Genomic DNA, 25689 nt, shown 5'->3' on the forward strand with positions numbered 1-25689 from the left:
CCGAGCCGAAAGGACCACCCGCTTTCGGGGCCGTGGACCCCGATGCCACCCGACCACATCGGGCGCCTGCTCATGCCCGACCACCGGTTTCACGGCTGAGAAACCCAATCCGAAACCGCTCAGGCCGGCACACGGAACTTACGAAAGATCGAGGTTAATACGAGAATTGATCACGTTCTACATCTGCGTAGGCACCGGTGTCGAACGTGTGGGAACAATGCTCACCTGATCAATACGGCTCCCACGGCGAAGGACGCCGCCACCCTCCCTGTCTGTCTGTCTGTCTGTCTGTCTGTCTGTCTGTCTGTCAGGGTGGCGGCGTTCTCGGGCTCCACAGTGCGGGTGTCAGCTGAAAGCGCTGTCTGCGCCCGAGCCGCTGCCTGTCAACGAACCGAGATCGAAGCACAAGGATCCGGTGCGCCACCAGACCCACACCGCCTAACCAATTCCCACCGTTCCACAGACTTACTCTCTAATATCAAACTCACGCATCGCCCCCTTGCCGATTCGAGAAAAATGTGCACTTGCACATCCATACGCCCAAATCGTGTGCGAATAGCGATTGCCGCAGACAACCGGCTCAGACAACGTGTTCCTTATTCACCACGACACATGCGGGAAGGCGGCCAGCGACTCGAAGCCGAGTTGCTGATTCCGGCGAAAGTTCGGGTTCGCAAACGCCTGTCGACGTGCGGTGACCTTCGGCCACACGGCGCCTGACACCCTCACGGGCCAATCGAATGTGCCGGGATTCCTCGGTGACGTGGATCCGCATCAGGCGGGAGATCATCGGCTGCAGCTCCGAATCCTCGAGTACACGCCGCTGCGTGGCGTCGAAAATCTCTTCACCGGTGAGCGCCGCTACCCACAACATTGTTCCGCGAAATGTCTTGGGCAGCAAGTTGACCACCACTGCCTGATGCCATCGGAGTTGGTACGGTAGTGCGCCCATCCGCTCGATGGCGCGTCCGAACATCGTCATGTGCCTGCACTCATCACCCATCTCGGTGAGCATGTATCGCGCGTGGAGTGAACCCGCACACGCCGACACCATCAAAGTCGGAAGCTACCCCGACCGGGTGGCGATCACCCCCGACGGCACCCACGCGTAGGTCACCGTCAAGTCATTCGGGTTTTCGACGTCGTTGTCGGAGGTGTCGGTGATCGTGATCGACGAGGGACAATCGTCACTCGGCAGCCTCGGTTCACTGGCCTGGCCGATCTGACCGACAGGCTCGGACCACCGCACGAGATATGGCCGCCCACCCCACCGGGGTAGGCGGCCATTCATCGTTCCACCGCCCTCTGCCCAGGCGAGGTGACCCAAAGCCATGAGTGCGCGGCTTCAAAGGTGACGACCTGGGAAAATTGTGCGGGGCAATGCTTCCTCATCGACACGCACGAAGCTCGGTAGCCGGGTTGTTCGAACGGGACTCCTACTGACGAACACAGAGGAACCCTGGTCATCAACGCACTGTTCGGCGTCCCGGCGATTCGAGAGAGATGTGCACTTGCACATCAGCGCGCTCAAATCGTGGGCGAATAGGGGTTGTCGCAGATGATCGGCTCAGACAACGTGTCCTTAATGACCACGACACGTGTGGGAAGGCCTGGATCATCATGGAGACGTATAGCCGGTGAAACGAGGCGAGCCGACGTCGTCGATCGATTTTGCAGCGAAAGGCCACACAGTGGAGGTCTATACAGACGCCCAGAGTCCCCGCGAGAAAGTGCAAGGAGGAAAGCACCGACGCATTGCCCTGGCTGCGTTCACGGGCACAGCGATGGAGTGGTACGACTTCTATTTGTTCGGAACCGCTGCGGCACTAGTTTTCGGTGATGTCTTCTTCCCGTCCGAAGATCCGGTAGCAGGCGCTCTCGCCGCATTTGCGACATTTGCGATCGGATTCATTGCACGCCCACTCGGCGCGATCATCTTCGGACATATCGGGGACCGAGTCGGTCGCAAGAAGAGTTTGATGATCACGATCTGGATGATGGGAATTTCGACTTCCCTAGTCGGGTTCATTCCCGGTTCTCATTCGATCGGGATCATGGGTGCGGTTTTGCTGGTGTCTCTTCGTCTCGTACAGGGAATCGCGATGGGAGGTGAGTGGAGTGGGGCATCCGCAATGATCACCGAGCAGACTCCGTCAGGGAAGCGAGGCTTTTATGCAATGCTTCCGCAACTCGGAAATCCGGCGGGCATTCTCATCGGCACCATTACGTTCAGTGCCCTGACCGCAGTGCTCACCACGGAGGCATTCTCGGACTGGGGCTGGAGGGTGCCATTTATCATGGCACTGCCGTTTATGCTCATTGTCGTTTGGCTTCGGCGCGCGCTGCCTGATGCTCCCGTGGTTGATCCTTCAGAATCAAAGAACCACGGGGCCCCACTGGGAACCGTTGTCAGCACACACAAAAAGCCGTTGTTCATAGGAATTGGCGTTGCCGTACTGGGAGTTGCCGGGTACTATTTCGTCAATACATTCGTTCTCAACTACGCCACGCGCGAACTGGGACTGGATCCAACACCACTCTTGAATGCCTCGCTTATCGGATCAGCAACGAACGTTCTGTTGTTCTTGGGTTGGGGGTTGCTTGCCAATCGGATTGGTGGCGCAAATGTTGGATTGATCGGAGCAAGTGCATCTACCCTACTCGCCCTACCGATCTTCGCAATTGTCGTAGGAGGTACGCAGTACAGTATCGCATTCGCCATGATTGCCGGTTCCGCCTTGATTTCCATATCGTATGCGGCGTGTGGTGAAGTCCTGAACGGTCTATTCCCTGCACATGTACGCCAGACGGCAACTGGCATCGCGTACAGCCTGGCGGGTGTAATTGCCGGACTTGTCCCCTTCTTTGCCACCTTCGTTCTGGACATCACAGATAATTCGATATGGTGGACCGGTTCAATTCTTGTTGCACTTTCCCTGGTCACGCTCGTGTCCCTCCTTTCGGCGAAGCGCCGCCCAGTACTCTTCGACGATTGAAACGATCCACTCTGATAGCTGAGATAGAATATGGGAGCAATCTATATGTCGAACCCAAAAAATGTTCATGAAGTTCTCGGACCTGAGCCCAAACCGGGGTTTCTTGATCCTGAAGAACTCCGCTCCAATTGGGGGCGATCCTGGGGCGCAGCAGATGAGGTAAGTCAGCTCCGCACCGTTCTCATGCGGCCGCCGAACCCTGGCCTGCGCAAGATTCGCGCAGAGGCCTGGAACGAAGAACTCGGCGCCTGCATCGATCCCGACGGCAGCTGGTACTGGAAGGACCGCAACGCACCCAACTGGGAAAGACTTGTCGACCAGTACGCAGGCTACGTTGCCACCCTCGAGAGTCAGGGAATCGAAGTGCTGATGGCTCCTGAACTTCCTGAGACATTTACGAAGTCGATCTACACGCGTGATCCGTTGATTACGGTGCCCGGCGGCGCAGTTGTTCTGCGTCTTGCTCCTCGGATGCGTCGGGGTGAGGAACAGTCGATCACTCGGACTGTCGCCGCGGCGGGTATGCCCATTCTTGGAACGCTCACCGGAACTGCTGTGGCGGAAGGAGGAAGTTTCATGAAGCTGCGCTCAGACTTGGCGGCGTTCGGCACATCCATTCGGTGCAATCACGAGGGCTTTCTTCAGATTCGGCGGCATCTGGAGGCCGTTGGAATGGAAGTCATCGAAGTTCCGCTGCCAGGGTATTGCATTCATATTGATGGAAGCCTGGTAATGCTCGATCATGATCTTGCACTCATCGAGAGCGCTGAGCTTCCCTACGAGTTCATCGTCGAGTTGAATCGACTCGGCATCGAGACAGTCGAGGTGCCCCGGGGCGAGGAGTGGGCAATCAACTCCTTGACTATCGCTCCTCGAAAGGTGATGATCGGCGCCCATCTGCCTCGGACCGCCGAGCTTCTCACGTCGAAGTTCGACGTGGAGGCCATCCCGGTTGAGTATGACGAGATCCAAAAGAATGGCGGAAGTTTGCATTGCAGCACCATGGAGCTGCAACGCGACTGGTAGGCAACGTCGAAGTCCCTGATGGAAAGCGAACATCCCTATGCAAACTCTCATCGCGCTGGATATCGGCACCACAGGCACCAAAGCTACGCTCGCCGCACAGGACGGTCGGTTGCTGGCCAGCGGCTATGCAGGCTATGCGACCTACACAAACTCCGGCTATCGTGTCGAGCAAGAGCCCAACGCGTGGTGGCAAGCGACTCGAGACGCGCTCGCTCAGCTTCGACAAAAGGCCGATCCGCCCGCGCATGATCTGGTCGGAATTACGTTGAGCGGCCAGATGCAGGATTTGATCCTCATCGGTACCGATGGTGCGATTGGGCGCGCCATCCTTTACTCGGACACACGCGCGCAACACGAAGCGCAGGAAATCGCCTCCCAGATAGGCGGAGACGAGTTGCTACGCCTAACCGGCAATACGCAAGATGCGTCCAGCCTCTTGGCAAAGTGGCGTTGGCTGCAGATACACGAAGCAGATCGATTGACAGCGGCGCGAACAATTCTCCTCGGCGCACACAGCTACATTGGCTGGCGGCTCTGCGGTGTTGCCAGCTGCGATTACACGACCGCCAGTACCACCGGCCTGCTGAACCTGCACGAAAATGTTTGGGCGACAGAACTTTTGGAACGTGTGGGGTTGGACGCGCAAAAGCTACCGTGTCTAGCGGCGGCCCACGAACACATTGGGACTCTGACAACTACCGCGGCACAGGAACTCATGCTGCCGCCTGATCTGCCCGTCTTTGCCGGTGCGGGCGATCTGGCGGCCGCAACCGTGGGCGTGGGTGCGGGTGAACCGAATCGCTCCTACTGCTACCTCGGCACCAGTGGCTGGATTGCATCCACTGCGCTGGACACGGTTCAACCTTCCGCGGCCGGCGCGGAGAACGGCATCTTCACATTGCGCCATCCCGACCAGCAGCGTTTGATCCAGGTCGCCCCCATGCTTACAGCCGGGGGCAATCTGGATTGGGTGCGCGGCGAAATAGCGGAGGGAATGGACTATGCAACGCTGAACGCGACCGCAGCAATGGCACCCGTCGGCAGCAACGGTGTGATCTACCTTCCGTACTTGGCCGGCGAACGTTCCCCATTTCGCGATCCCGACGCCCGCGCCTGTTATATCGGCATCTCCAATCAGACCGTGCGCGCCGACCTCATCCGCGCGGTCATGGAAGGCGTTTGCTTTGGTTATCGATCGCTCTTCGAGGCGTTGGGAACAACGGCGCAGACGCTGTACGTAGTTGGGGGTGGGGCCAAGTCGACGATCTGGATGCAAATATTGGCCGATGTCCTGGCACGTGACCTGCAGGTAGTGTCTCAGCCGGAGAATGCCGCGGCACACGGAGCAGCCATCATCGCCGGACGCACACTGGGTTGGTACGAGACGTACGCGCCACCCGGACTATTTCCCGTCGCCCAATCGTATGAACCGCGGGACTCGGCGCGCGCAACCTATGAGGCGCAATATGGTGTCTTTGCGGCCCTCTATCCACAACTGAAAAGCACCTTCACGGACTTACTGAAACCTCGATCCACCGACTGACGTGTGATCGGTGTCGCGGCTGGTATTGCCCATTTGCCTGCGAAATGCCGATCTCTATATGTCCGGCTTCTTCCGTAGGTTCTTCGTCTGTGCGCGCTGCTTCTTCCCCTCGAGTCTTCGTCGATGCGAGCCCTTGGTCGCGGTGGTGGGGCGACGCTTGCGTGGCTCAGTCAAGAGTGCATCTCTCAGCAACGCCGACATCCGCGCCCGCGCCGAGCGCCGATTGCGTAGTTGCGACCTCATGTCGGACGCCGTCACGGTGATCATCCCGTCAACCAGCCTGTGCGCCAGCTGAATCTGCATGCGTCCAAGCTGCTCAGGCGATAGCGTCGACAAGGTCGAAAGGTTGACGGCCAATTGCACCCGCGAGTCCGTAGTGTTGATTCCCTGGCCGCCCGGGCCGCTCGAGCGAGAGAACCGCCAGTGCAATTCCGCAGCGGGAACGATCAACGATCGCGTGATCTCCAGATCGTCGGTAACGTCAGCCTGCGCCGGCCGCGACGTGCTGCCTGCCTCGCGAGCGTGCACCCAGTTCCGCAAAACCTCACTACTGATCCCCAGGTCCCTCGCGACGCCTTCCAGCGTCTTCTCCGGATCTGATAGGTACGACGCGACGGCATCGGCTTTGAACTTCGCCGGGTACGCCTTCATCACCATCATCGGCATCTTTCTCTGGACCTCATGATCCAGTGTCCAAGATGCACACAAGCAAGGAAACCCCGACCACGAGTGGTGGCGCAACTTCTATCCCAGCTCTTGCGCCCCCAGGTCTTCCGCCGATGTCGTCGAGCCATTGCTCACTTAGCCGCAGACTCTCTTGAAACACCTTGATTTCCTCGGTCGATACAGGCCCTGGGGTGAACGCAACCAGCGATAGCCACGTCCAAATCGTCAAGCAGGTCTGCGGGATCGCTTTCGAATTCCGCTCGCACACACAAGCAGCACTGAGCGTACGGTGGTCGCTGGACCCGCCAGTCACGAAAGGGCACGTCCACCCGGATCCGGCGCCCAATGAAGACAAAGGACCCGGATACCGAACAAGGAGCACCACATCATGAACAATTCGCATGCACCCTCACGACGGATTCTCCCCAAGATTGCCAAGATTGTTGTGGCAGGAGCGCTCGTAGCGCTGCCCCTCGGGATCGGAGTAGCGCCAGCTACCGCCGCGCCCGTCGTATCGCACTCGGCGCATTCCACTGAACTCGTACGTGGCCCCGAAGGTTACGGCGGTCCGGGGTTCCACCCCGGACCAGGCGGTTACGGCGGACAGGGATTCCACCCAGGACCTCCCGGACACTTCTCTGGACCCGGTTTCGGAGGTCCCGGCTACCACCCCGGTCACGGCTACTAAAGAGCACATTCACAAACTTGTTGAACTCTCAACCGATCGGCTTACGTAGGCCGCCGTCGGCCGGGAACAGGTGAAACGGGCGGACGGAAGCGGCCCCCTGATGTGAGCACGCGGGCGATAGCTTCGTTCGAATCATTAAGGCGGTCGGCGGGATCGCGTTCGAATTCCGCTCACAAACACAACCAGCACCGAGCGTACGGTGGTCGCTGGACCCGCCAGTCACGAAATGGCGCGTCCACACGGATCTGGCGCCACCGCTGAAGGCCAATGATCCGGATGCCGAACAAGGAGCACCAAATCATGAACAACTCGCACATACCCTCACGCCGGACTCTCGCCAAGATCATTGCCGCCGGAGCGCTCGTCGCGCTTCCCCTCGGGATCGGAGTCGTGCCGGCTACCGCCGCGACAGTCGTATCGCACTCGGCGCATCCCACTGATCTCGTGCGTGGCCCTGGAGGCCCCGGTGGCTTTGGGGGTCCCGGGGGCTTTGGAGGGCCCGGGGGGCCGGGTGGCTTTGGAGGGCCCGGGGGCTTTGGAGGGCCCGGGGGGCCGGGTGGCTTTGGAGGGCCCGGTGGCTTTGGAGGGCTCGGGGGGCCGGGTGGCTTCTTCGGGCCGGGGCCCGGCGGTCCGATGGGTTTCGGAGGGTTTGGAGGACCCCCCGGTGGCTTTCCTCCGGGTCAGATACCCGGATTCCCCGGGTTCGGGTCGCTCTGAGCGGCCAGTTGTCGGGCCCCGCGACGTTACCTCTCCATCGATCCTGTCCTCGCGCATTTCGACGCTGCCTGCCGTTCATTTGATCGGCGGGCAGGGTCGCTCCCGGGGCGGCGCACGTCTTCGGCGAGGTGACGGGCGAGCCGGGTCCGGGCACAGTTTCAGGCCGACTCGCTCGCACAGAACCTGACCAACCCTGCATGTTCAGCCATACTCTGACGCATGCTGACACTCTCGTACTGCCGAGTAGCGGAAAGACATTCCGTTGCTCGATGAACATCGGTTCCCGAGTTCATCGAGTGACAGCGTGACCTACCTCCCGTCCTCAATGCCTGCCACGCGCAAGAAGTGGCCCTGGATCGCTGCCGGATCCATCGTGGTCGTATCCGCGGTCCTCTTGCTCAGCCCGTGGCAGGACGACCAATCATCCGAGGTCGCAGCAGAATCGGCGACCCGCACGGTTGCGAGCCCGGCGACCACGCTTGGTCCATCGCATACCACTTCGACACAGGCACCGGCGGCGTCTGCGCCTGCGTCACCGATCGATCCCCTAATCGCGGGCGCCGTCGACAAGAACGACGCACTGCGCCTGCTCGCCACCCTCGAGATCAAGGGACGCGCACCGAAGACCGGCTATGACCGGGAACTGTTCGGGTCGTCGTGGACCGACGACGTCAGCGTGGAGGGCGGTCACAATGGGTGCGACACCCGAAATGACATCCTCCGGCGCGATCTCGAACAGATCGTGTTCAAGCCGGGTAGCCGTGACTGCGCCGTGCAGACTGGAACACTGCTCGATCCCTACACCGGGAAAGCCATTTCCTTCGTGCGCGGCGAACGCACGTCCACGGCTGTGCAGATCGATCACGTCGTCGCTCTGTCCGATGCGTGGCAGAAGGGCGCCCAGCAACTCGACACCGCCACCCGTAAGAACTTCGCGAACGACCCACGGAACCTGAAAGCCGTCGACGGCCCCGCCAACCAGCAGAAGTCGGACGGTGACGCCGCAACGTGGCTGCCGCCGAACAAGAGCTTCCGATGCACGTACGTGGCCGATCAGGTGGAGGTGAAGGCCGCCTACGGACTGTGGGTTACGCAGGCCGAGCACGACGCAATCGCGCGGGTTCTCCAGGACTGCGGAGCCGTGGAACCCGCCTCGGCCATGGTTCCCAGCACCGATCTCGCGCCGATCGCGTCGCCGGCGCCGGTCGTGCCGGACCCCGCCCCGTACGTCGACACGGCACCGCAGAGCGACGTGTACTACAAGAACTGTTCGGCGGCCAGGGCTGCGGGCGCCGCACCGGTCCGTATCGGCCAAGCCGGCTACGGAACCCACCTGGACCGCGACGGTGACGGCGTGGGCTGCGAAAGCTGACTTACGCTCGACGCAGCGCGGTCCGATCGATCTCGGCGACGGACCTCAGACCACTCAACCCCATCGTGAGGTCGAACTCGGCAATCACGTTGGCCGTGGCGTCCCGAGCACCGGCCTGACCCGCGAGGGCCAGGCCGTAGAGGTGCGGGCGGCCGAGGGTCACCGCGTCCGCACCGAGTGCGAGGGCCTTGAAGACATCTGCTCCCGTGCGGACTCCGCTGTCGAGGAGCAGCTTCAGTCTGCCGTCGACGACGGGCGCGATGTCCACCAACGCGTCGAGCGAGGACACACTGCCGTCCACCTGTCGCCCACCGTGGTTGGACACGACGATGCCGTCCACCCCGGCGTCGAGCGCGCGACGGGCGTCGTCCGGATGGAGTACGCCTTTGAGTAGGACCGGGAGGGACGTCCTGCTGCGAAGGGTCTCGATGTCTGCCCAACTCAACGACGGCCGCGAGTAGATGTCCAGGAACGTCTCGACCGCGGCCCGGGGCTCCGGCGACCGGAGGTTGTCGAGGAAACGGCCAGGGAAGCGCCGGGTCATCGACACCAGCGACCGGATCGCGCCGAGCGTCACCTCGACGTCCGCCTTGCCCACCGTCGCCTTGATCCTGTCGTGCACGATCCTGCGGAACACTGGATCGGAGGTGTACTGCGCGATCCCCTGCCCCTGCGCGAAGGGGAGCGAGCCGAGGTTGAGATCCTCCGGACGCCAGCCGAGCATGGTCGTGTCGAGAGTGACGACGACGGCGTCCGCCCGAATGTTCTCGGCGCGCTGGAGCAGGCTGTCGACGAGGTCGTCGTCCGTACTCCAGTACAGCTGGAACCACCGGGGAGCATCGCCCATCGCCGCCGCGCTTTCCTCCATCGGAGCGCAGCCTTGGTTGGAAAAGATGTAGGGCACACCCAATTCGGCGGCGGCCGCGGCGATCGCGACATCGCCCTCCGGCCGGGCGAGTTCGGAGGCACCAACGGGAGCGAGGAGAACCGGTGCCGGAATCCGGCGACCGAACAGTTCGATGCCGATGTCGCGCCTCGAGACGTCGCGCAGCACCCGGGGAACGATCTGCCACTTGTCGAATGCGTCCCGGTTGGCTTGCATCGTGCGGCCCAGGCCCGCGCCGCCGTGAACGTAGGCCCAGCCCTTCGCGCTCATTTTCTTCCGTGCCCGCCGCTCAAGAGTGTCGAAATCGGTGGGGACGGAAGGGGTACGACCGAGGACGCCGTCGCGATAGATCAGATTCTGGCGGGCCCGGCCCGGGCTGTCCCGGTTCTCGCTCTCAGACATGAGCAGAGTCTTCCACAGCCCCGGACGGCTGGTTGCGGCGCGAACCGCGCATGCTTGCGCCGGACACCGAGTCCATCGACGAGAACTTCATTCTCGACGCGAGGGTAGCGCCGTCGGTGTGGGTAGTGGTAGCTGCCCCCTGGGGTGGCTATGGTCCGCGTATGCGCGACGAGACCGGGATCGAAACTGCCGGGATCTGAACCCGCATCCACGTGAGCGGCGGTGGGTGAGTGCGATCTTCTGCGTGCTCGACGCGGTCTACAGCATCGGTGCCCACTACGACAACCACGTGGTGCCGGTGGTCAAGCGGGTCGCCACAGATTTAGAGGTCTACTCACCGTCTGTGGAGATGTCGGGTCCGTAATCGGGCGATCCCGTTCCGCTCGATACCTTCCTCGACCGCTACCCCGCCGCCGAGGCGCTGCTGGCGACAACGAAGAACCGGCAGAACACCTCGCCTCGGGGCGGGATACGCAAGGCTGACGCGGTACTGCAGTACGCAGCAATTCTGCATGAGCACGGGGTACGGACCCTCGCTGAAGCTCACGCGGTACTGACCGATCCCCTGCGCCTCGACGCAGTGGAAGCGGCGCTGCGGAAGGTGCCCGGCGAGGGCAAGTAGGGTATCCGCCGTGGCTACCTGTGGATGCTCATCGGGGATGAAAACACTGTCAAACCCAATCGGATGCTGCTGCATTGGCTTGCGTGCCACGGCGTGAAGGTGACGGCTGCCGAGGCCCGCATCGTGCTTCGGGACATCGCACAGCAGCTGAGCGCAATGATGGGCCGACAGGTTACTCCGTGGGAGGTCGACCACGCCATCTGGCTCGCGGCGCGTTCCGGACGCTAGCGGAGCACGCTTCTGAGTGAAGACGGAGCGAAGCGAATACCAGGCCGATCGTCATAGTTTCGGCTATCGGAATCGAGGATCCGACGCCCCGACTTTGGGTGTTGGGATGCGGTGTTGGGATGCGGTGTTGGGATGCGGAGAAGCGACGGACCGTCCGACGCGCTTGTCTGCGAGGAGGATACGGTCACGCCACCTTCCGCTCAACAACGAAATCCCGCCCGTCACACCGAGCGGAACCGCACCTACGCCCCCCTTTCGTCCCAGATGTCGAGGAGCGATCGGAGGATCTCTTCCGACATGCCCAGGCCACCGAGATGACTTTCACCTTGCATCATGTGGAACTCGGCGTTGGGCAGTAGCGAGACCATGTGCTGACCGTGCCGCATCGGGATGATGTGGTCACAGTCGCCGTGCCACCATCGCACCGGAGTCGTCACAGAACTCACTTCAAATCCCCAGTCCCTGGTGAACAACACCAGGTCGGCGAACGGCGCACTGAGTTGCTTGCGGGTGCCGTTGAGAAGATCGTCGAGAAACATCGCCTTGAACTCCGGGCGTGCGAGCAGCCGGCGGTCGCCTTCTGGCGACATCCGTCCGTAGAGGTCGATGATCGGAGACGCGAACGGCCTCGCGAGCCGTATTACCGAACTAGCTGCCACTCCGACGGGAATGCCGCCCGCAGCCAACACCGGAGCCACCAGCGACGCAAAATCCATCAGCCCGCTACGGATTGCGTCGGGGCCTTTCGTCGGTGCGACACCTCCGATTACGGCGGTCGCGACCACCCGATCGGGCATGGCTCGGGCTGCGGCCAGCGTGTAGGGCCCGCCACCCGACAGCCCGATCACAGCCATCTGATCGACACCCAGCGTGTCCGCGACCGTTCGGAGGTCGTCGGCAAAGTCGATCACCGCGCCGTAGTGGTGCAGCGTCGACGACCCCACACCCGGCCGGTCGATCCCGATCAACCTGACGTGCTCGCGTTCGGCGAATGCCCTTGCCTCCATCGGAACCTGACGCCTCGCGCCCGGCGTGCCGTGCAACCAGAAGATCGCTCTCCCCTGGGCCGAACCGAACTCCGCGAAACCGAGTCGGCGCCCCTCGCCTACAGCAACCGTGCCCTCCAACTGCGGGCGTGCAATATCCACCATGACCCACAGCTTCGCACGTGACTCCAGTCACGATTCGCCCCGGGACCAGTTCTCCGTCACGCGGCAGATGTGAACTGGCCTTTTGCCGTGTCAGGATCTACTCGGATCGCCGACTCACCCTCAGCGGCCAACCTGAGGCCTGTACCGCGCCGGGTTATGAGCCGATCGGCCATAGTGGATTGCATGACCGTCTCGGCGCCCCAACTCGACGTGTACTCACAGCCCACGCTGTCTACCCTGATGCCGTCCGTCCTCGCCTCGCTGGGCGCCGCCGGCGAGGCCAATCGCCTACACCTGCCGGACAGCCGGCACACCGTGGTCCTGTTGATCGACGGCCTGGGCTGGAACCTGCTGCATCGTCACCGGGAATACGCGCCTTTCCTCGACAGCCTGTCCGGCCGGCCGATCCGCGCGGGATTCCCCACCACTACGGCCACCAGCATCGCGTCCCTCGGTACCGGGTTGCCGTCCGGCAGCCACGGCATCACCGGCTACCAGTCATACGTTCGTGAGGTTCGCGGCGCTCTCAACTGGTTGTCTTGGCAATCGGGGCGCGGCCGGGACGAACGCGGGCGCCTGGTACCCGAGGTCACCCAGCCCTCACCCACGGTCTTCGAACGTGCTACGGCAGCGGGCATTTCATGCCGCACCGTGGCTCCCGCGAAGTTCGACGGGTCCGGACTCACTCGCGCAGTCCTGCGCGGCGGCACGTTCACGGGCATACATGCATATGGCGACTTGATCGCACACGTCGCCGCAGCGGCCCGGGCAGGGGATCGGACCCTCACGTACTGCTATCTCAGCGAAATCGACACATTGGGCCACATCTATGGACCTGGTTCCGAGTCCTGGCTCAATCAGTTGACCCTGGTCGACCGTCTCGTCGAGAACGTCGTCGCGGGCCTCGAGGGCACCGACAGCACGCTCTACGTGACCGCGGACCACGGCATGGTCACCGTGGACGACAAGGACAAGATCGACTTCGATACCGCACCTGCTCTGTCGGACGACGTCGTGACGCTCGCGGGTGAGCCGCGGTGCAGGCACGTCCACACACGGCGGGGTGCCGCAGCCGACGTCGCGGATCGTTGGCGGGCGGAACTGGGACACCGCATGTGGATCGGGACAAGGGATGAGGCCCTCGCCGCAGGGCTTTTCGGGCCCGCCGTGCGATCCGAGATACACGACCGCATCGGACACGTCGTCGCCATTGCGCAGGGCGGTGTCGCCGTGGTCCGGCGGAAAGTGGAATCGAGGCTGTCCGCACTGCCCGGACAGCACGGGGCGCTCACGGACGACGAGTTGCTGATTCCCTTGTTGCACGGCACCACCACTGCCTAGCCGCCCTGGTGCCACTCCATCGTCCCGCCGCTCTCCAGTCCGGCTCCTCCAGCAGCCGGCCTGGCGGGACCGGCTCGGGTCACTTCTTCGCGAGGACCGGCATCGTCACGACCTGAGCCGCGTAGGACAGCCCGGCACCGAATGCGAGCAACAGGGCTGTGTCACCCGGCTTGGTGTCGCCAGACTCCAACATGGCTGCCATCGCCAGCGGCACCGATGCTGCCGAGGTGTTACCGTTCTCGGCGATGTCGTCAGAGACCGGGACGCTCTCCGGGAGCTTCATGCTCCGGGCGATCACCTCCGTGATCCGCGAGTTGGCCTGGTGCGGAACGAACGCGTCGAGATCATCGACCGACAGCCCTGCCTTGTCCAGCGCGGAGAGCGCAACCTTACCCATCTCGAAGGCGGCCCAGCGGAACACCGCGGTTCCGGTCATCTTGATGTACGGGCGCGTGGCGCCCGGCGTCGTGATGTATTCGTACCAATCCATATCCTGCACGATGGCGCCGGACTGGGCGCCGTCCGAACCCCACTCCACCGGCCCGATACCCGCGACGTCGCTCTTGCCGACGACGACAGCCCCGGCGCCGTCACCGAAGATGAAACGAGTGGCGCGGTCGGTCGGGTCGGTGGTGACGCTCATCTTCTCGACACCCACCACGAGTACATAGTCGACGGATCCTCCCCGCACCAGATCTGACGCCACGGTCAGCGCCGTGCAGAAGCCCGCGCACCCGCCGCTGAGGTCGAACGCGCCGGGTCCACCAGTGCCCAGCGCGTCGGCAACCACGGCCGCGGCCGGGGGCGTCAACAAGAGATACGTCGACGTGGCGACGATGACGCAGCCGATCTGCGCGGGATCGACCCCACTCGCCGCGATCGCGTCGCGTCCTGCGGCTATGGACATCGTGACGACGTTCTCGTCTTCCGCCGCGAATCGCCGGTTCCGAATACCCGAACGAGACTGGATCCACTCATCCGTCGAGTCGATCAACTCACAGATCTCGTCGTTGGTGACGACCCGTTCGGGCCGATACACGCCGAGTCCGAGAAGGGCGGACTGCCGACCTCCAGCCGCGGTGGCGATCTGCTTTCCCATCGATCGATCTCCTCATCAGGTCCCGCGTGGTTACGCGCAGTGTCGACTTGCTGTTTTGCACACGTTACGTCGAAGACCTCCTCGCGGGTAGCGCCGGTGGCTGGTTATCGACCGATCACACCGCCAGGAGCGGTATCGGACGGAACGTAGACTCAGAGATCAAGATGCTTGGCGGGGGTCAAATCGACACACCAACGGGAACCAAATTGTTAAACTTCTTGCGATTTCCAGCAGTTGTCACCGCTAGCGGTGATCGGTCGGGCCACACGATTCCGCCTGTTGCTAGAGATTGGAGTGTCCCCTCTTGAAGCGAACGAAAGCTCTCGCGGTGGTGTCCCTCGCCAGCGTCGTGATGTCGTTGATTGCGTTCGCCGCGCCCACAGCGGCCAACCCGAACATCATCAATCCGATACCCGGACTCAACGGCACCAACGGCATCCCCAACCTCACTGGACGCACACGCGCTGTGGCGCAGCAGACGGGACTGCTCAGTGCCAACCGCACCCAGGACGCCAACGTCCTCGGCACCGATCTCGGCATCATGTGGGACAACGGCCGGGGACAAATTCTCACGGCGTTCGGCGACTCCGCCGGACTCGGACTCCCCAATCTGCTGTCGGGCAGTTTGTGGGCCTGGCGCAGCAGCACCCTGTTCCGCAGCTCGGACCGCAACCTCTCCGACGGCATGAGCTTCGACAGCTCCCCACGCGACATCTTCGGCCAGGCGAAGGAGCTCGTCCCGAGCCCCAAGATTCCGTTCGTCGAGATCAGCCGTGTCCCCACGGCCGGCGTCGCGGTCGGTGACACCCAAATCCTGAGCATGATGTCGGTGCGAGACTGGGGCGAGGCCGGATCGTGGCATACCAACTACTCCGGTCTCGCCTACTCGCACGACAACGGTGAGAACTGGGCCGTCGCCCCCGAGACGCAGCGTCCGAACGTCGGCGGCAACGCCAACTTCCAGATGAGCGCCTTTGTCGAGTCCGACGGTTTCGTCTACCAGTACGGAACTCCACCCGGACGCGGCGGGCTCGTGCACCTCGCGCGTGTCCCCGAGGCCCAGATCATGGACCTGAGCGCCTACGAGTACTTCGACGGTGCCGAGTGGATCGAGTCGAACCCCGACGTCGCCAGACCGATCATGCCCGGCAGGGTCGGCGAACTGTCCGTCGCCTACAACGAGTTCCTCGGTCAATACCTCATGCTGACCACCGACCAGTTCAACTCCGTGGTGATGCGTCGCTCACCGTCGCTCACCGGCCCGTGGAGCGAACCCGAGACCCTCATCGACACCAGAGAACTCCCGAGCGCGTATGGAGCCTATATCCACCCGTGGTCGTCGGGGCCGGATCTCTACTTCCTTACGACCGTTCACAGCAACTACAACGTGCTCCTCATGCACACGACGCTGGCGTAGTTCTCGTACTAGCGTCGGGTCCATGGATGCATCGGCATGGGATGAGCGGTATTCGCAGAGCGACCTCGTATGGGGCGTGCCACCGAACGCGGTACTAGTCGAGCAGGCCACCTCACTCCCCCGCGGTTGCGCACTCGACCTCGCGTGCGGCGAGGGCAGAAATGCGCTCTGGCTCGCCACCCGTGGCTGGAAGGTGACGGGCCTCGACTACTCGGTCGTAGCCCTCGACAAGGCCGCCCGGGTCGCCGCCGAAGCGCCCCGGTCGGTCCGCGAACGGCTCGACTATCGGGTTGCCGATGTCACCGGTGCGGACCTCGGCGGCGAGTACAACCTCGTCCTGATGATCTACCTCCACCTCGCCCCGACGGAACGTCTACAGGTTGTGAACCGCGCCATATCCGCTCTGAAACCTGACGGAATCCTCATGATTTTGGGCCACGACGCCGTTAACCCGACGCAGGAGGTCGGAGGTCCGCAGGATCCCGAAATCTTCTACACACCAGATGATTTAGTAGCATCGGTCAAAGGCAAACTCGAGGTCGACGTTGCCGAACGACGCTACCGGGAGACCGACGCCGGCACCGCGATCGACGCGCTCGTGGTCGCGCACCGCCCTGGTCTTGGCAGTCAGGAAAATGGGGCGTAATATCGGGCAATGTTACCGACGAGTAATAACTTGGGCGGTACTTGCTGATAGACCGCACCATCTCACCGGGAGAGATAGAAGACATGGGCCATTACAAGAGCAACGTCCGCGACCTGGAGTTCAACCTCTTCGAGGTACTCGGTCTCGAGCAGCCGCTGAGCGAAGGCGTGTGGGGCGATCTCGACGCCGACACCGTCCGCAACATGCTCAGCGAGGTTGCCCGCCTCGCTGAGGGGCCGCTGGCCGAGTCGTTCGCCGACGCCGACCGCAACCCCCCGGTCTTCGACCCCGAGAACCACACCGTCACCCTGCCGGAATCCTTCAAGAAGTCGTTCAGCGCCCTGTGGGACGCCGAGTGGTACCGCATGGGACTCTCCGAGGAAATCGGTGGCGTCCCCGTCCCCCGATCCGTCGTGTGGGCCATCAACGAGCTGATCCTGGGCGCGCAGCCCGCGGCGCACATGTACCAGGCCGGACCGGCGTTCGCCGACGTGCTCTTCGGCAACGGCACCGACGAGCAGAAGCGGTGGGCCACCACCGCCGTCGAGCGCGGCTGGGGTGCCACGATGGTCCTCACCGAGCCCGACGCCGGCTCCGACGTCGGTGCCGGTCGCACCAAGGCTGTCAAACAGGACGACGGTTCCTGGCACATCGAGGGCGTCAAGCGGTTCATCACGTCCGCCGACTCCGACGACCTGTTCGAGAACATCTTCCACCTGGTCTTGGCCCGCCCAGAGGGCGCAGGCCCCGGCACCAAGGGACTGTCGCTGTTCTTCGTCCCGAAGACACACTTCAATTTCGAGACCAACGAGTTGGGCGAGCGCAACGGCGCCTTCGTCACCAACGTCGAACACAAGATGGGCCTGAAGGTCTCCGCCACCTGCGAGCTCACCTTCGGTGGCCACGGCATTCCCGCGCAGGGCTGGCTCGTCGGCGAGGTCCATGACGGCATCGCCCAGATGTTCGACGTCATCGAGCACGCCCGCATGATGGTCGGCACCAAGGCCATCGCCACGCTCTCCACCGGCTATCTCAACGCCCTCGACTACGCCAAGGAACGCGTCCAGGGCGCCGACCTCACGCAGATGACCGACAAGGCCGCTCCGCGCGTCACCATCGCCCATCACCCCGACGTCCGTCGCGCCCTCGCGATGCAGAAGGCGTACGCCGAAGGCTTGCGCGCCGTGTACCTCTACACCGCGGCGCACCAGGACGAGGCCACCGCCAAACTGGTGTCCGGCGCAGACAAGGACCTCGCGTTCCGCGTCAACGACCTGCTGCTGCCGATCGTCAAGGGCGTCGGCTCCGAGCGCGCGTACCAGTACCTGACCGACAGCCTGCAAACCTTCGGTGGCTCCGGCTTCCTCCAGGACTACCCGATCGAGCAGTACATTCGCGACGCGAAGATCGACTCCCTGTACGAGGGCACCACCGCCATCCAGGCGCAGGACTTCTTCTTCCGCAAGATCGCCCGCGACCGTGGTGTGGCACTCGCGCACGTTGCCGGCGAGGTCAAGAAGTTCATCGACAGTGAGGCAGGCAACGGTCGCCTCAAGACTGAGCGAGCACTACTGGCCACCGCACTCGAAGACGTCCAGGCCATGGCCGCCACCCTCACTGGGTATCTCATGGGTGCGCAGGAACAGCCGGCCGAGCTGTACAAGGTCGGCCTCGGCTCCGTCCGCTTCCTGATGGCCGTCGGCGACCTGCTGATCGGCTGGCAGCTGCTGCGTCAGTCGGAGATCGCAATCAAGGCTCTCGACGAGGGCGCATCCGCTGCGGACAAGGCGTTCTACGAGGGAAAGGTCGCCATCGCGTCCTTCTTCGCCAAGAATGTTCTGCCCGAGCTGACCGCGACGCGCGGCATCGTCGCCAATATCGACAACGACATCATGGAGTTGGACGAAGCCGCCTTCTGATCGGCTCCTGATTTCCGCACGAAAGCACCCCTTCTCCGGTTCGGAGAAGGGGTGCTTTCGTGTGCGGCGGCTACTCGCCCCTTTGTGGCTTCGGCCTGGACGTAGTGGTCTTCGGACTTTCCGGCGGGGAGGACGGCGCCCGCGTGGCGGCGGGAGTCTGCTCGGCAGGCTTGGGCATCGCGGCGGGTGAGCGTTCGGCCGATTCGGGTGCGCCGGCGGGTTCCTCGCACTTGACGATCGGGATGGGGTCGTAGCGAACCGTCCTCGTATTACGAGAGATCTCCCGCCCGGTGTCGTGATCGGAGATCACCCGGGTGTCGCTGGCGGTGAACCCCGGTGCGCCGCTGGTGGGGATGCAATTATCACCGGCCGGCAGGGTGACTGTGTCCGGTTGGGTCGGCTTCGTACGGTTGCCGGTGATGGACTGGACATCGACCGTCTTGGTTCCCCACATCCTGATGGTCAGATCCGAGCTTCCACCGATGGCCTGGATCAGTACGCCGGTGTTGGCCGTGTTGCGGAACTGGAGGTCGATAACATCCGCGAATACGGTGGCCTCGCGAGCCTCCGGGTACCGCGAGATGTAGTACGAGTGCTCGGTGTGAGCGACGTCTTCCATGCCCGCGAAGTACGAAGCGTTGTACAGAGTCGTCGCCACCTGGCTCACGCCGCCGCCGACAGCAGTATCCGGGCGACCGTAGTTGATGATCCCCGACTCCACATAGCCCTGGTCCCTGCCACGTGGGCCGGTGTACCCGTTCAGCGAGAAGGTGTCGCCGGGCTTGATCAACGCGCCGTCGATCTGGTCGGCCGCGAGTCTGATGTTCGTGCCGGACGCCGCAGAGAACCCACTGGTGGTGAACTCGCTGATCACTTCCTTTACCCCGAGCGCCTGCGCGTCTTCCGTTGTCAGAGCAGCGGGGACGGCTCCATATACGGCGTTGATTTCGTGAGAATCGTTGCCGCGCAACAATTCGGGCAGCGCATCCAGAGTCTCGGGCCACTGCACCAAGTCACCTACGACGGCCGGAACCACTGTGGGTGATCCCCCGCTGAGCATGATCGTCGCATCTTTGGGCTCAACCTCCGTCGATACCAACTGTGGCGCCAGAATACCGATGGCCGCCTCGACGTTGTACGTAGGATTCAGCCCCCCGTCGCCGTCCGGTTCGAATCCGAGGATGGCGCCGATCTGCTGACGCGGCACGGTCGCGGCTTCACCGTCACGTCCGGTGACCACCAGGTCCGCGGACGCGGCGGGCGTCGCGATCTCGTCGAAAGCCTTCTGGACGCCTTCTCTCGTCACCGTCACGGGCACCACGTCGACGGGCAGTTCTACCGTCCGACCGAATGCCCATTCTTCGGTCAACGCCGACGCCGCCCCCTCACCGTTCAAGGTCTGCCCCCTCAACGGGTCGACCGGCACAGGGGTGGCGTCCTCGAACACGACTGTTCCCTCACGCGGAGCGCGGTCGGTCTGTCCGCGTAAGTCGTCGACGGCCGCAGCCATTGCGGCGGCGTCGCGGGTCGACACCACGCCGATCTCGTCGGTGGTGAAGAACGACGCAAGTCGGGTGAACGGGTTGAGCGGTTGTGCATCGGCCCGGTCGAGTGTGGACTCCCAGTCGACGCCGAGACCGGCGGCAGCGGGCACGAGTTCCGCCGACACGTCGCCTGCCTGCACCGCCACCGGTTGATTCACGCGGGGCTCGACCTGGGCCTCCAACTTGACGGCGGCCGCCTCGCGGGTCATACCACCCACATCGACGCCGACCACGGTCACCCCACGCGGGATTTCCCCGGAAGACACGGCGAGGTCCGCGGCATAAGCGATACCGATCACCGCGATGATTCCTCCGGCGATTGCGGCAATCTTCGCCCAGGGCGCGCGGGCCGAGGTGACGGCAGGTTCGGGCTCCGAGGCCGTCGGCGAGACCTGAGCGTCGACGCTCGCAACCGGCACGGTGGGCTGCTCTGCTGCCGAGGCGTACGCCTGCGCCGACTCGGAAAGAGGACCCGGAGAAACCGCAGGGATCACCTGCGTGGCGTCGGCATCGGCCCCCGGTTCCGCCCGCGTCGAGGCTTCCGAATTCAGCAGTTCCGGATCCACGCCGTTGAGGTTTTTGCCTAGGTCACCGAGGTACATTTGCGTCGTGGGTGCTTCGTCGGAGTTCGGCTCGGGCGGCGCCCCTTCGGGTGTAGCACTCCCTGTATCGCCGTCTTCGTCGCTCACCGTGGCCCTCTCACCGAGTTGTCCTTCGTACGGGTTGTCCTTCGTACGGGCCTCGGCTTGCCGTTGATGCTCGTTGCATTTCAGGCGGGATCCGATTCGAGCGAGGTCCGGTTCAGACCCCGCGACCCTACGACAGACTACCGGCGCCGGAAACGCGAGAGCCCCGCGCTGCTGCCAGGTCGGGGGCCAGGCAGCAGCACGGGGCTCATAGAGATATCGCCAGTTAATCTCCAGCGTTACACCTGTCGCAAGGAGTTTTCGGAAGATCCGACCAACTCCTCGTTGCCGGATGCCCGTTCGCCATGCGAACATGCTGGCCTTTCCGGACTGTCAGCTACCGGAAAGACCAGTCGGATCACGCCTCTATGATTGCCGTCACGCCTTGACCACCAGCTGCACAAATCGAGATCAGCCCGCGTCCCGATCCCTTCTCGGCGAGCGCCTTGGCGAGCGATGCGACGATGCGGCCGCCGGTAGCAGCGAATGGGTGACCCGCGGCCAACGACGACCCGTTGACGTTCAGCTTGCTGCGATCGATGTAGCCGAGTGCTCCGTCGAGACCCAGCCGTTCCTTGCAGTACTCCTCCGATTCGAATGCCTGCAGCGTCGCCAACACGACGGACGCGAAAGCCTCGTGGATCTCGTAGTAGTCGAAGTCCTGAAGTGTGAGGCCGTTGCGGGCCAGTAGGCGCGGGATCGCATACGTCGGCGCCATCAGGAGCCCGTCCTTGCCGTGGATGTAGTCGACAGCCGCGGTCTCGGAGTCGACGAGATGAGCGAGCACCGGCAGCTTGCGCTCGGCGGCCCACTCGTCGCTGGACAGCAGGACCGCCGACGCGCCGTCGGTGAGCGGGGTCGAGTTGCCCGCCGTCATCGTGGCATCGCCCGCCTTCACGCCGAAAGCCGGCTTCAGCGTCGACAGCTTCTCGACGGTGGAGCCGGGACGCAGGTTGTCGTCACGGGTGAGCCCCAGGAACGGCGTCACCAAGTCGTCGAAGAATCCGCGGTCGTAGGCGGCGGCCATGTTCTGGTGGCTGGCGGCGGCCAGTTCGTCCTGGTCCTCGCGGCGGACGCCGAACTCCTTGGCGGTGATCGCCGCGTGTTCACCCATGGAGAGGCCGGTGCGAGGCTCGCCATTACGCGGGATCTCGACACCAAGCATGGACGGGCGCACATTGCCGAGGAGCTTGATGCGGTCGGCGGTGCTCTTCGCGCGGTTCAGCGACAGCAGGAAGTCGCGAAGCTCGTCGTTCACGCCGATCGGGGCGTCGGATGTGGTATCGACGCCGCCACCCACTCCGGCGTCGATACGTCCGGCCGCGATCGCATCGCCGACGGCGACGATCGACTGCAGGCCGGTGCCGCACGCCTGCTGCAGGTCGAAGGCCTGAGTGTAGGGGCTCAGCGCGCTACCGAGGACGCATTCGCGCATCAGGTTGAAGTCGCGGCTGTGCTTGAGGACGGCGCCGCCGGCGACGAGGCCGAGCTTCTCGCCCTGCAGGTTGAAGCGGCTGACCAGCCCGTCGAGGGTGGCGGTGAACATGTCCTGGTTGGACGCCTGCGCGTACGCCTTGTCGGAGCGGGCGAAGGGAATACGATTTCCGCCGACGATGGCGACGGGACGCTGCTGCTTTCCGCGCGGCTTCGGCGCCGCTGCGGACTTCGAGTTGGTGCGAGCTTTGCTGGTCACTGAACGTCTCCAAGGATCTGGTGCGATTACCTGTTGGCTACTATTCTTACTCAGGAGTAAGTTTCTTGTCGACACCGACACCGTATTCGGTGCCCGGTGACTGACCACCCAAAGACGACAGAAGGTAGGACAGTGGCAGCCAGCAAGGGAGCTCCCGACATCTATTCCCAGTTCCTCTCATCCGCGCCCGGCGCGTTCATCGCCGCGAAGGCGGGACTGCCGCGTCCCGAGAACCTGCGGCGGTACAAGCACGGCGAACCCCCGCTCCCCGGCCCTGTCCTGATCGGCGGGAAGGGCCGTCTCGCCGAGCCGCTGCGTCAACTGCTGTCGGACTACCCCGCCGCAAGCCCCGGCGACGACGTGTACGGCGCCCTCGTATTCGACGCCACCGGCATCGGTTCAGTCACCGAGCTCGAGCAGCTGTTCCAGTTCTTCCAGCCCGTCATCCGCAACCTCGCGCCGTCCGCGCGCGTCGTCGTGATCGGCACCACCCCGGAAGAAACGTCCGGCGTAGACGAGCAAATCGCCCAGCGCGCGCTCGAGGGCTTCACCCGCAGCGTCGGAAAGGAAGTCAAGCGCGGCGCCACGGCTCAGCTCGTCTACGCCTCGCCTAATGCCTCCGCCGGATTGTCGGGCCTCGAATCCACCCTCCGCTTCCTGCTGTCGGCCAAGTCCGCGTTCGTCAGCGGCCAGGTCATCCGAGTCGGCGACGAAGACTCTGTCGCGCCCGCCGACTGGGACAGGCCCCTCGCAGGCAAGGTTGCCATCGTGACGGGTGCGGCCCGCGGCATCGGCGCCACCATCGCCGAGGTCCTCTCCCGCGACGGCGCGCATGTCATCTGCGCCGACATCCCGGCCGCCGGTGAGGCGCTCTCCGAGACGGCGAACAAGGTGGGCGGCACGTCCCTCGCGCTGGACGTCACCGCCGACGATGCGGCCGACAAGCTGGCCGAGTTCGTCCTCGAACGGCACGGCGGCGCGGACATCATCGTCCACAATGCAGGCATCACCCGCGACAAGACGCTCGCCAACATGGACGAGGGCCGATGGAACATGGTGATCGGCGTCAACCTTATTGCGCCGCAACGAATCACCGATACTCTCGTCGCCAAGGGCGCCCTGAAGGAGGGCGGCCGCGTGGTCGATGTCTCGTCCATCGCCGGCATCGCGGGCAACCGCGGCCAGACCAACTACGGTACCTCGAAGGCCGGCGTCGTCGGTTTGGTGCAGGCGACCGCGCCCGTGCTGGCAAAGAAGAAGATCACCATCAACGCCGTCGCACCTGGCTTCATCGAGACGGCGATGACCGCGGCGGTCCCATTCGCCACACGCGAGGCCGGACGCCGCATGAGTTCCCTACTGCAGGGTGGTGAAACCGTCGACGTCGCCGAAACCGTCGCCTACTTCGCCAGCCCCGCTTCCAACGCCGTCACGGGGCAGATCGTCCGGGTCTGCGGCCAGAGCCTGCTGGGTGCGTGATGGCGGGCAAGATCGTGCAACTCACCGAGAAGCCCCGCACGCTGGACATCTACACTCGCGCAGTCCGCAGTGCGATGCCTTTCATCGGGGCCAGTGGGCACGACGCCCCGGACACCACGCTCGTCCTCAATGGCATGCGCGTCGACACCGACAACTTGGCGGCCTACGACCGGGTCACCGGCCTGCGCTTCGGTGACGTCCTTCCGGTGACGTACCCATTCACCCTGGTGTTCCCGATCATGATGAAGTTGATGGTGTCGGACGGGTTTCCCTTCCCTGCCATCGGATCCGTACACGCGGAGAACGTCATCGAGCAGTTCCGGCCCATTTCGGTGAGCGAACCGCTCGATGTGTCGGTGCGCGCGGCGAATCTGCGCGAGCACCGCAAGGGTCTGCTGATCGATGTGATCAGCGAGATCAAAGTCGGACGCGAACTCGTGTGGAGGCAGACGTCCACCCTGTTGCGCCAGCAGAAGACGTCGCTGTCCGGCCAGAAGGGTTCCGAGCCGAAGGCCGAGGAGCAGCCGCCGCGCCCCTTGCGGACGCTACGGGTCGATCAGAAGACGATCAGCAGGTACGCCGCCGTGTCGGGTGACCGCAACCCGATTCACGTGTCGTCCTTGGGCGCCAAGGCTTTCGGATTTCCGAAGACCATCGCGCACGGCATGTGGAGCGCGGCTGCCGTCCTCGGCTCCGTGGAGGGGCGGATTCCGGATGCCGTCACCTACAGCGTCCGCTTCGGCAAGCCCATTCTGCTTCCGTCCACGCTCAACGTGTACGCCGATCAGACCGACGACGGCTGGGATCTGTCGGTCAAGCACCCGAAGAAGGGTTACCCCCACCTCACGGCGACGCTACGGTAGCTACTCGCCGGGTGAATGTACCTTTCGGCGCCGCGAAGGCGTCGAAAGGTACATTCACTCCGACTTCTTCTCGCCGGCGAGGCCGCGCCACGCAAGAGACTCCAGCAGATCGGCCGCCGTAGCGACCTCGATCTCGCCGCCGGCGACACGGTCGGCCACGGCCTCACCCGCGCCGACGAGGGCGATCGAGATCAGCTCGAAATCCTGACCCACATTCGGGTCCCGCGTGCTCGACTCGAGCAGGTGCGCGGTCAACTCGATCAGACGGTCTCGACTCGACTTCACCGTACCGACGAACGCCTGTTGCCCCATGGCCTGGCGATACAACACCATCCACGACTTGCGGTGCGTACTCACGAACCCGAGAAACCCCTCGAGTGCGCGACGCAACTGTTCCCGCGGGCCCAGGCTGGGATCTCCCGCCGGAGCGAGCGCCTCGACGAAGAGGAGACCCTCCCGCTTAATGCAGGCGGAAAACAATTCGTCCTTGGAGCCGTAGTACAAATACAGCATCGGTTTCGAGATTTCCGCCCTGGCCGCAATCGCGTCCATCGACGTCTCATGAAATCCTCTGTCGGAAAAGACGTCGACAGCCGCATCCAGCATCTGCTGCTCGCGCACTGCGCGTGGCAGTCGCTTGGTGCCGCCGGCCATACATCCTCCATCGATCGTCGAACCCGGTATCTTACTTTACGGTAATAAGCT

20 protein-coding genes and 3 pseudogenes are annotated in these 25689 nt (G+C 63.6%); 13 read left to right on the forward strand and 10 right to left on the reverse strand.

Annotated features, from left to right (window positions below; all coding sequences use genetic code 11):
• Nucleotides 1-618 precede the first annotated feature (618 nt).
• Together RM2_RS10565 and RM2_RS10570 are read right to left on the reverse strand one after the other, a co-directional pair.
• Nucleotides 619-1033, reverse strand: a pseudogene (locus RM2_RS10565) (diiron oxygenase); the annotation flags it as partial.
• Between the two features lie 33 nt (nucleotides 1034-1066).
• Nucleotides 1067-1291, reverse strand: a complete 225-nt coding sequence (locus tag RM2_RS10570) for a hypothetical protein (RefSeq protein ID WP_169846708.1) — start codon at nucleotides 1289-1291, stop codon at nucleotides 1067-1069.
• A 346-nt stretch (nucleotides 1292-1637) separates the two neighbouring features.
• Here RM2_RS10570 and RM2_RS10575 point away from each other — a divergent pair, with 346 nt between their 5' ends.
• The 3 genes from RM2_RS10575 to RM2_RS10585 are packed head-to-tail and all read left to right on the forward strand — an operon-like array spanning nucleotide 1638 to nucleotide 5565.
• Entirely contained in the window at nucleotides 1638-2996 is a 1359-nt protein-coding gene (locus tag RM2_RS10575) for an MFS transporter (protein WP_084721731.1), read from the forward strand.
• Between the two features lie 30 nt (nucleotides 2997-3026).
• Complete coding sequence (locus RM2_RS10580) at nucleotides 3027-4022, forward strand: dimethylarginine dimethylaminohydrolase family protein (protein WP_072688922.1); 996 nt, start codon at nucleotides 3027-3029, stop codon at nucleotides 4020-4022.
• A gap of 37 nt (nucleotides 4023-4059) precedes the next feature.
• A complete protein-coding gene (locus RM2_RS10585; RefSeq protein WP_072688924.1) occupies nucleotides 4060-5565 on the forward strand; it encodes a xylulokinase in 1506 nt (501 codons plus the stop codon).
• A gap of 54 nt (nucleotides 5566-5619) precedes the next feature.
• Here RM2_RS10585 and arfB read toward each other — a convergent pair whose 3' ends face one another.
• Both arfB and RM2_RS25145 read right to left on the reverse strand, forming a co-directional pair.
• Complete coding sequence (gene arfB, locus RM2_RS10590) at nucleotides 5620-6033, reverse strand: alternative ribosome rescue aminoacyl-tRNA hydrolase ArfB (RefSeq protein WP_245813844.1); 414 nt, start codon at nucleotides 6031-6033, stop codon at nucleotides 5620-5622.
• A gap of 18 nt (nucleotides 6034-6051) precedes the next feature.
• Nucleotides 6052-6231: pseudogene (locus tag RM2_RS25145) on the reverse strand (transposase); the annotation flags it as partial.
• A gap of 388 nt (nucleotides 6232-6619) precedes the next feature.
• Between RM2_RS25145 and RM2_RS23435 the strand changes: the two are divergent.
• Nucleotides 6620-6919, forward strand: coding sequence for a hypothetical protein (locus tag RM2_RS23435; protein WP_084721732.1), 300 nt, complete (start codon nucleotides 6620-6622; stop codon nucleotides 6917-6919).
• 1021 nt (nucleotides 6920-7940) lie between these two features.
• Nucleotides 7941-9008 (forward strand): GmrSD restriction endonuclease domain-containing protein, encoded by a 1068-nt coding sequence (locus RM2_RS10605; RefSeq protein ID WP_072688927.1) that lies wholly within the window; start codon nucleotides 7941-7943, stop codon nucleotides 9006-9008.
• A 1-nt stretch (nucleotide 9009) separates the two neighbouring features.
• On the opposite strand, the gene RM2_RS10610 is transcribed toward RM2_RS10605, so the two are convergent.
• Nucleotides 9010-10296, reverse strand: coding sequence for a lactate 2-monooxygenase (locus RM2_RS10610; RefSeq protein ID WP_072688928.1), 1287 nt, complete (start codon nucleotides 10294-10296; stop codon nucleotides 9010-9012).
• Between the two features lie 50 nt (nucleotides 10297-10346).
• Here RM2_RS10610 and RM2_RS24470 point away from each other — a divergent pair, with 50 nt between their 5' ends.
• Both RM2_RS24470 and RM2_RS26135 read left to right on the forward strand, forming a co-directional pair.
• Complete coding sequence (locus RM2_RS24470) at nucleotides 10347-10496, forward strand: hypothetical protein (protein ID WP_169846707.1); 150 nt, start codon at nucleotides 10347-10349, stop codon at nucleotides 10494-10496.
• Nucleotides 10493-11146: pseudogene (locus RM2_RS26135) on the forward strand (DUF8548 family protein). The gene RM2_RS24470 and the pseudogene RM2_RS26135 overlap by 4 nt, the downstream one beginning before the upstream one ends.
• Before the next feature lie 242 nt (nucleotides 11147-11388).
• Here RM2_RS26135 and RM2_RS10620 read toward each other — a convergent pair.
• Nucleotides 11389-12297, reverse strand: a complete 909-nt coding sequence (locus RM2_RS10620; protein WP_072688929.1) for an alpha/beta fold hydrolase — start codon at nucleotides 12295-12297, stop codon at nucleotides 11389-11391.
• 183 nt (nucleotides 12298-12480) lie between these two features.
• Between RM2_RS10620 and RM2_RS10625 the strand changes: the two genes are divergently transcribed.
• Entirely contained in the window at nucleotides 12481-13638 is a 1158-nt protein-coding gene (locus RM2_RS10625; RefSeq protein ID WP_072688930.1) for an alkaline phosphatase family protein, read from the forward strand.
• A 79-nt stretch (nucleotides 13639-13717) separates the two neighbouring features.
• Here the strand turns inward: RM2_RS10625 and RM2_RS10630 are convergent, their stop codons facing one another.
• Entirely contained in the window at nucleotides 13718-14737 is a 1020-nt protein-coding gene (locus tag RM2_RS10630; RefSeq protein ID WP_072688931.1) for a beta-ketoacyl-ACP synthase III, read from the reverse strand.
• Between the two features lie 304 nt (nucleotides 14738-15041).
• Between RM2_RS10630 and RM2_RS10635 the strand changes: the two genes are divergently transcribed.
• From RM2_RS10635 to RM2_RS10645, 3 genes are all read left to right on the forward strand, one after another.
• Nucleotides 15042-16154 carry a glycoside hydrolase family 183 protein gene (locus RM2_RS10635; protein ID WP_072688932.1) on the forward strand — a complete coding sequence of 371 codons (1113 nt, stop codon included), beginning with the start codon at nucleotides 15042-15044 and terminating at the stop codon, nucleotides 16152-16154.
• A gap of 22 nt (nucleotides 16155-16176) precedes the next feature.
• Nucleotides 16177-16800 carry a class I SAM-dependent methyltransferase gene (locus RM2_RS10640; protein WP_072688933.1) on the forward strand — a complete coding sequence of 208 codons (624 nt, stop codon included), beginning with the start codon at nucleotides 16177-16179 and terminating at the stop codon, nucleotides 16798-16800.
• Nucleotides 16801-16883: 83 nt separating this feature from the next.
• On the forward strand, nucleotides 16884-18719 hold the full coding sequence (locus tag RM2_RS10645) for an acyl-CoA dehydrogenase (RefSeq protein WP_072688934.1): 1836 nt from the start codon (nucleotides 16884-16886) through the stop codon (nucleotides 18717-18719).
• A 70-nt stretch (nucleotides 18720-18789) separates the two neighbouring features.
• On the opposite strand, the gene RM2_RS10650 is transcribed toward RM2_RS10645, so the two are convergent.
• Both RM2_RS10650 and RM2_RS10655 read right to left on the reverse strand, forming a co-directional pair.
• A complete protein-coding gene (locus RM2_RS10650) occupies nucleotides 18790-20952 on the reverse strand; it encodes a VanW family protein (RefSeq protein WP_373863322.1) in 2163 nt (720 codons plus the stop codon).
• A 355-nt stretch (nucleotides 20953-21307) separates the two neighbouring features.
• Nucleotides 21308-22642, reverse strand: coding sequence for an acetyl-CoA C-acetyltransferase (locus RM2_RS10655; RefSeq protein ID WP_072688935.1), 1335 nt, complete (start codon nucleotides 22640-22642; stop codon nucleotides 21308-21310).
• A 132-nt stretch (nucleotides 22643-22774) separates the two neighbouring features.
• Between RM2_RS10655 and RM2_RS10660 the strand changes: the two genes are divergently transcribed.
• Both RM2_RS10660 and RM2_RS10665 read left to right on the forward strand, forming a co-directional pair.
• Nucleotides 22775-24121 (forward strand): 3-oxoacyl-ACP reductase, encoded by a 1347-nt coding sequence (locus tag RM2_RS10660; protein WP_072688936.1) that lies wholly within the window; start codon nucleotides 22775-22777, stop codon nucleotides 24119-24121.
• Nucleotides 24121-24984, forward strand: coding sequence for a MaoC/PaaZ C-terminal domain-containing protein (locus RM2_RS10665; RefSeq protein WP_072688938.1), 864 nt, complete (start codon nucleotides 24121-24123; stop codon nucleotides 24982-24984). Before RM2_RS10660 ends, RM2_RS10665 begins: the two co-directional genes overlap by 1 nt.
• Nucleotides 24985-25038: 54 nt before the next feature.
• Here RM2_RS10665 and RM2_RS10670 read toward each other — a convergent pair whose 3' ends face one another.
• Entirely contained in the window at nucleotides 25039-25638 is a 600-nt protein-coding gene (locus tag RM2_RS10670; protein WP_072688940.1) for a TetR/AcrR family transcriptional regulator, read from the reverse strand.
• Nucleotides 25639-25689: the final 51 nt, after the last annotated feature.

The organism is Rhodococcus marinonascens NBRC 14363 (assembly GCF_001894885.1).
GTDB lineage: Bacteria > Actinomycetota > Actinomycetes > Mycobacteriales > Mycobacteriaceae > Rhodococcus_F > Rhodococcus_F marinonascens.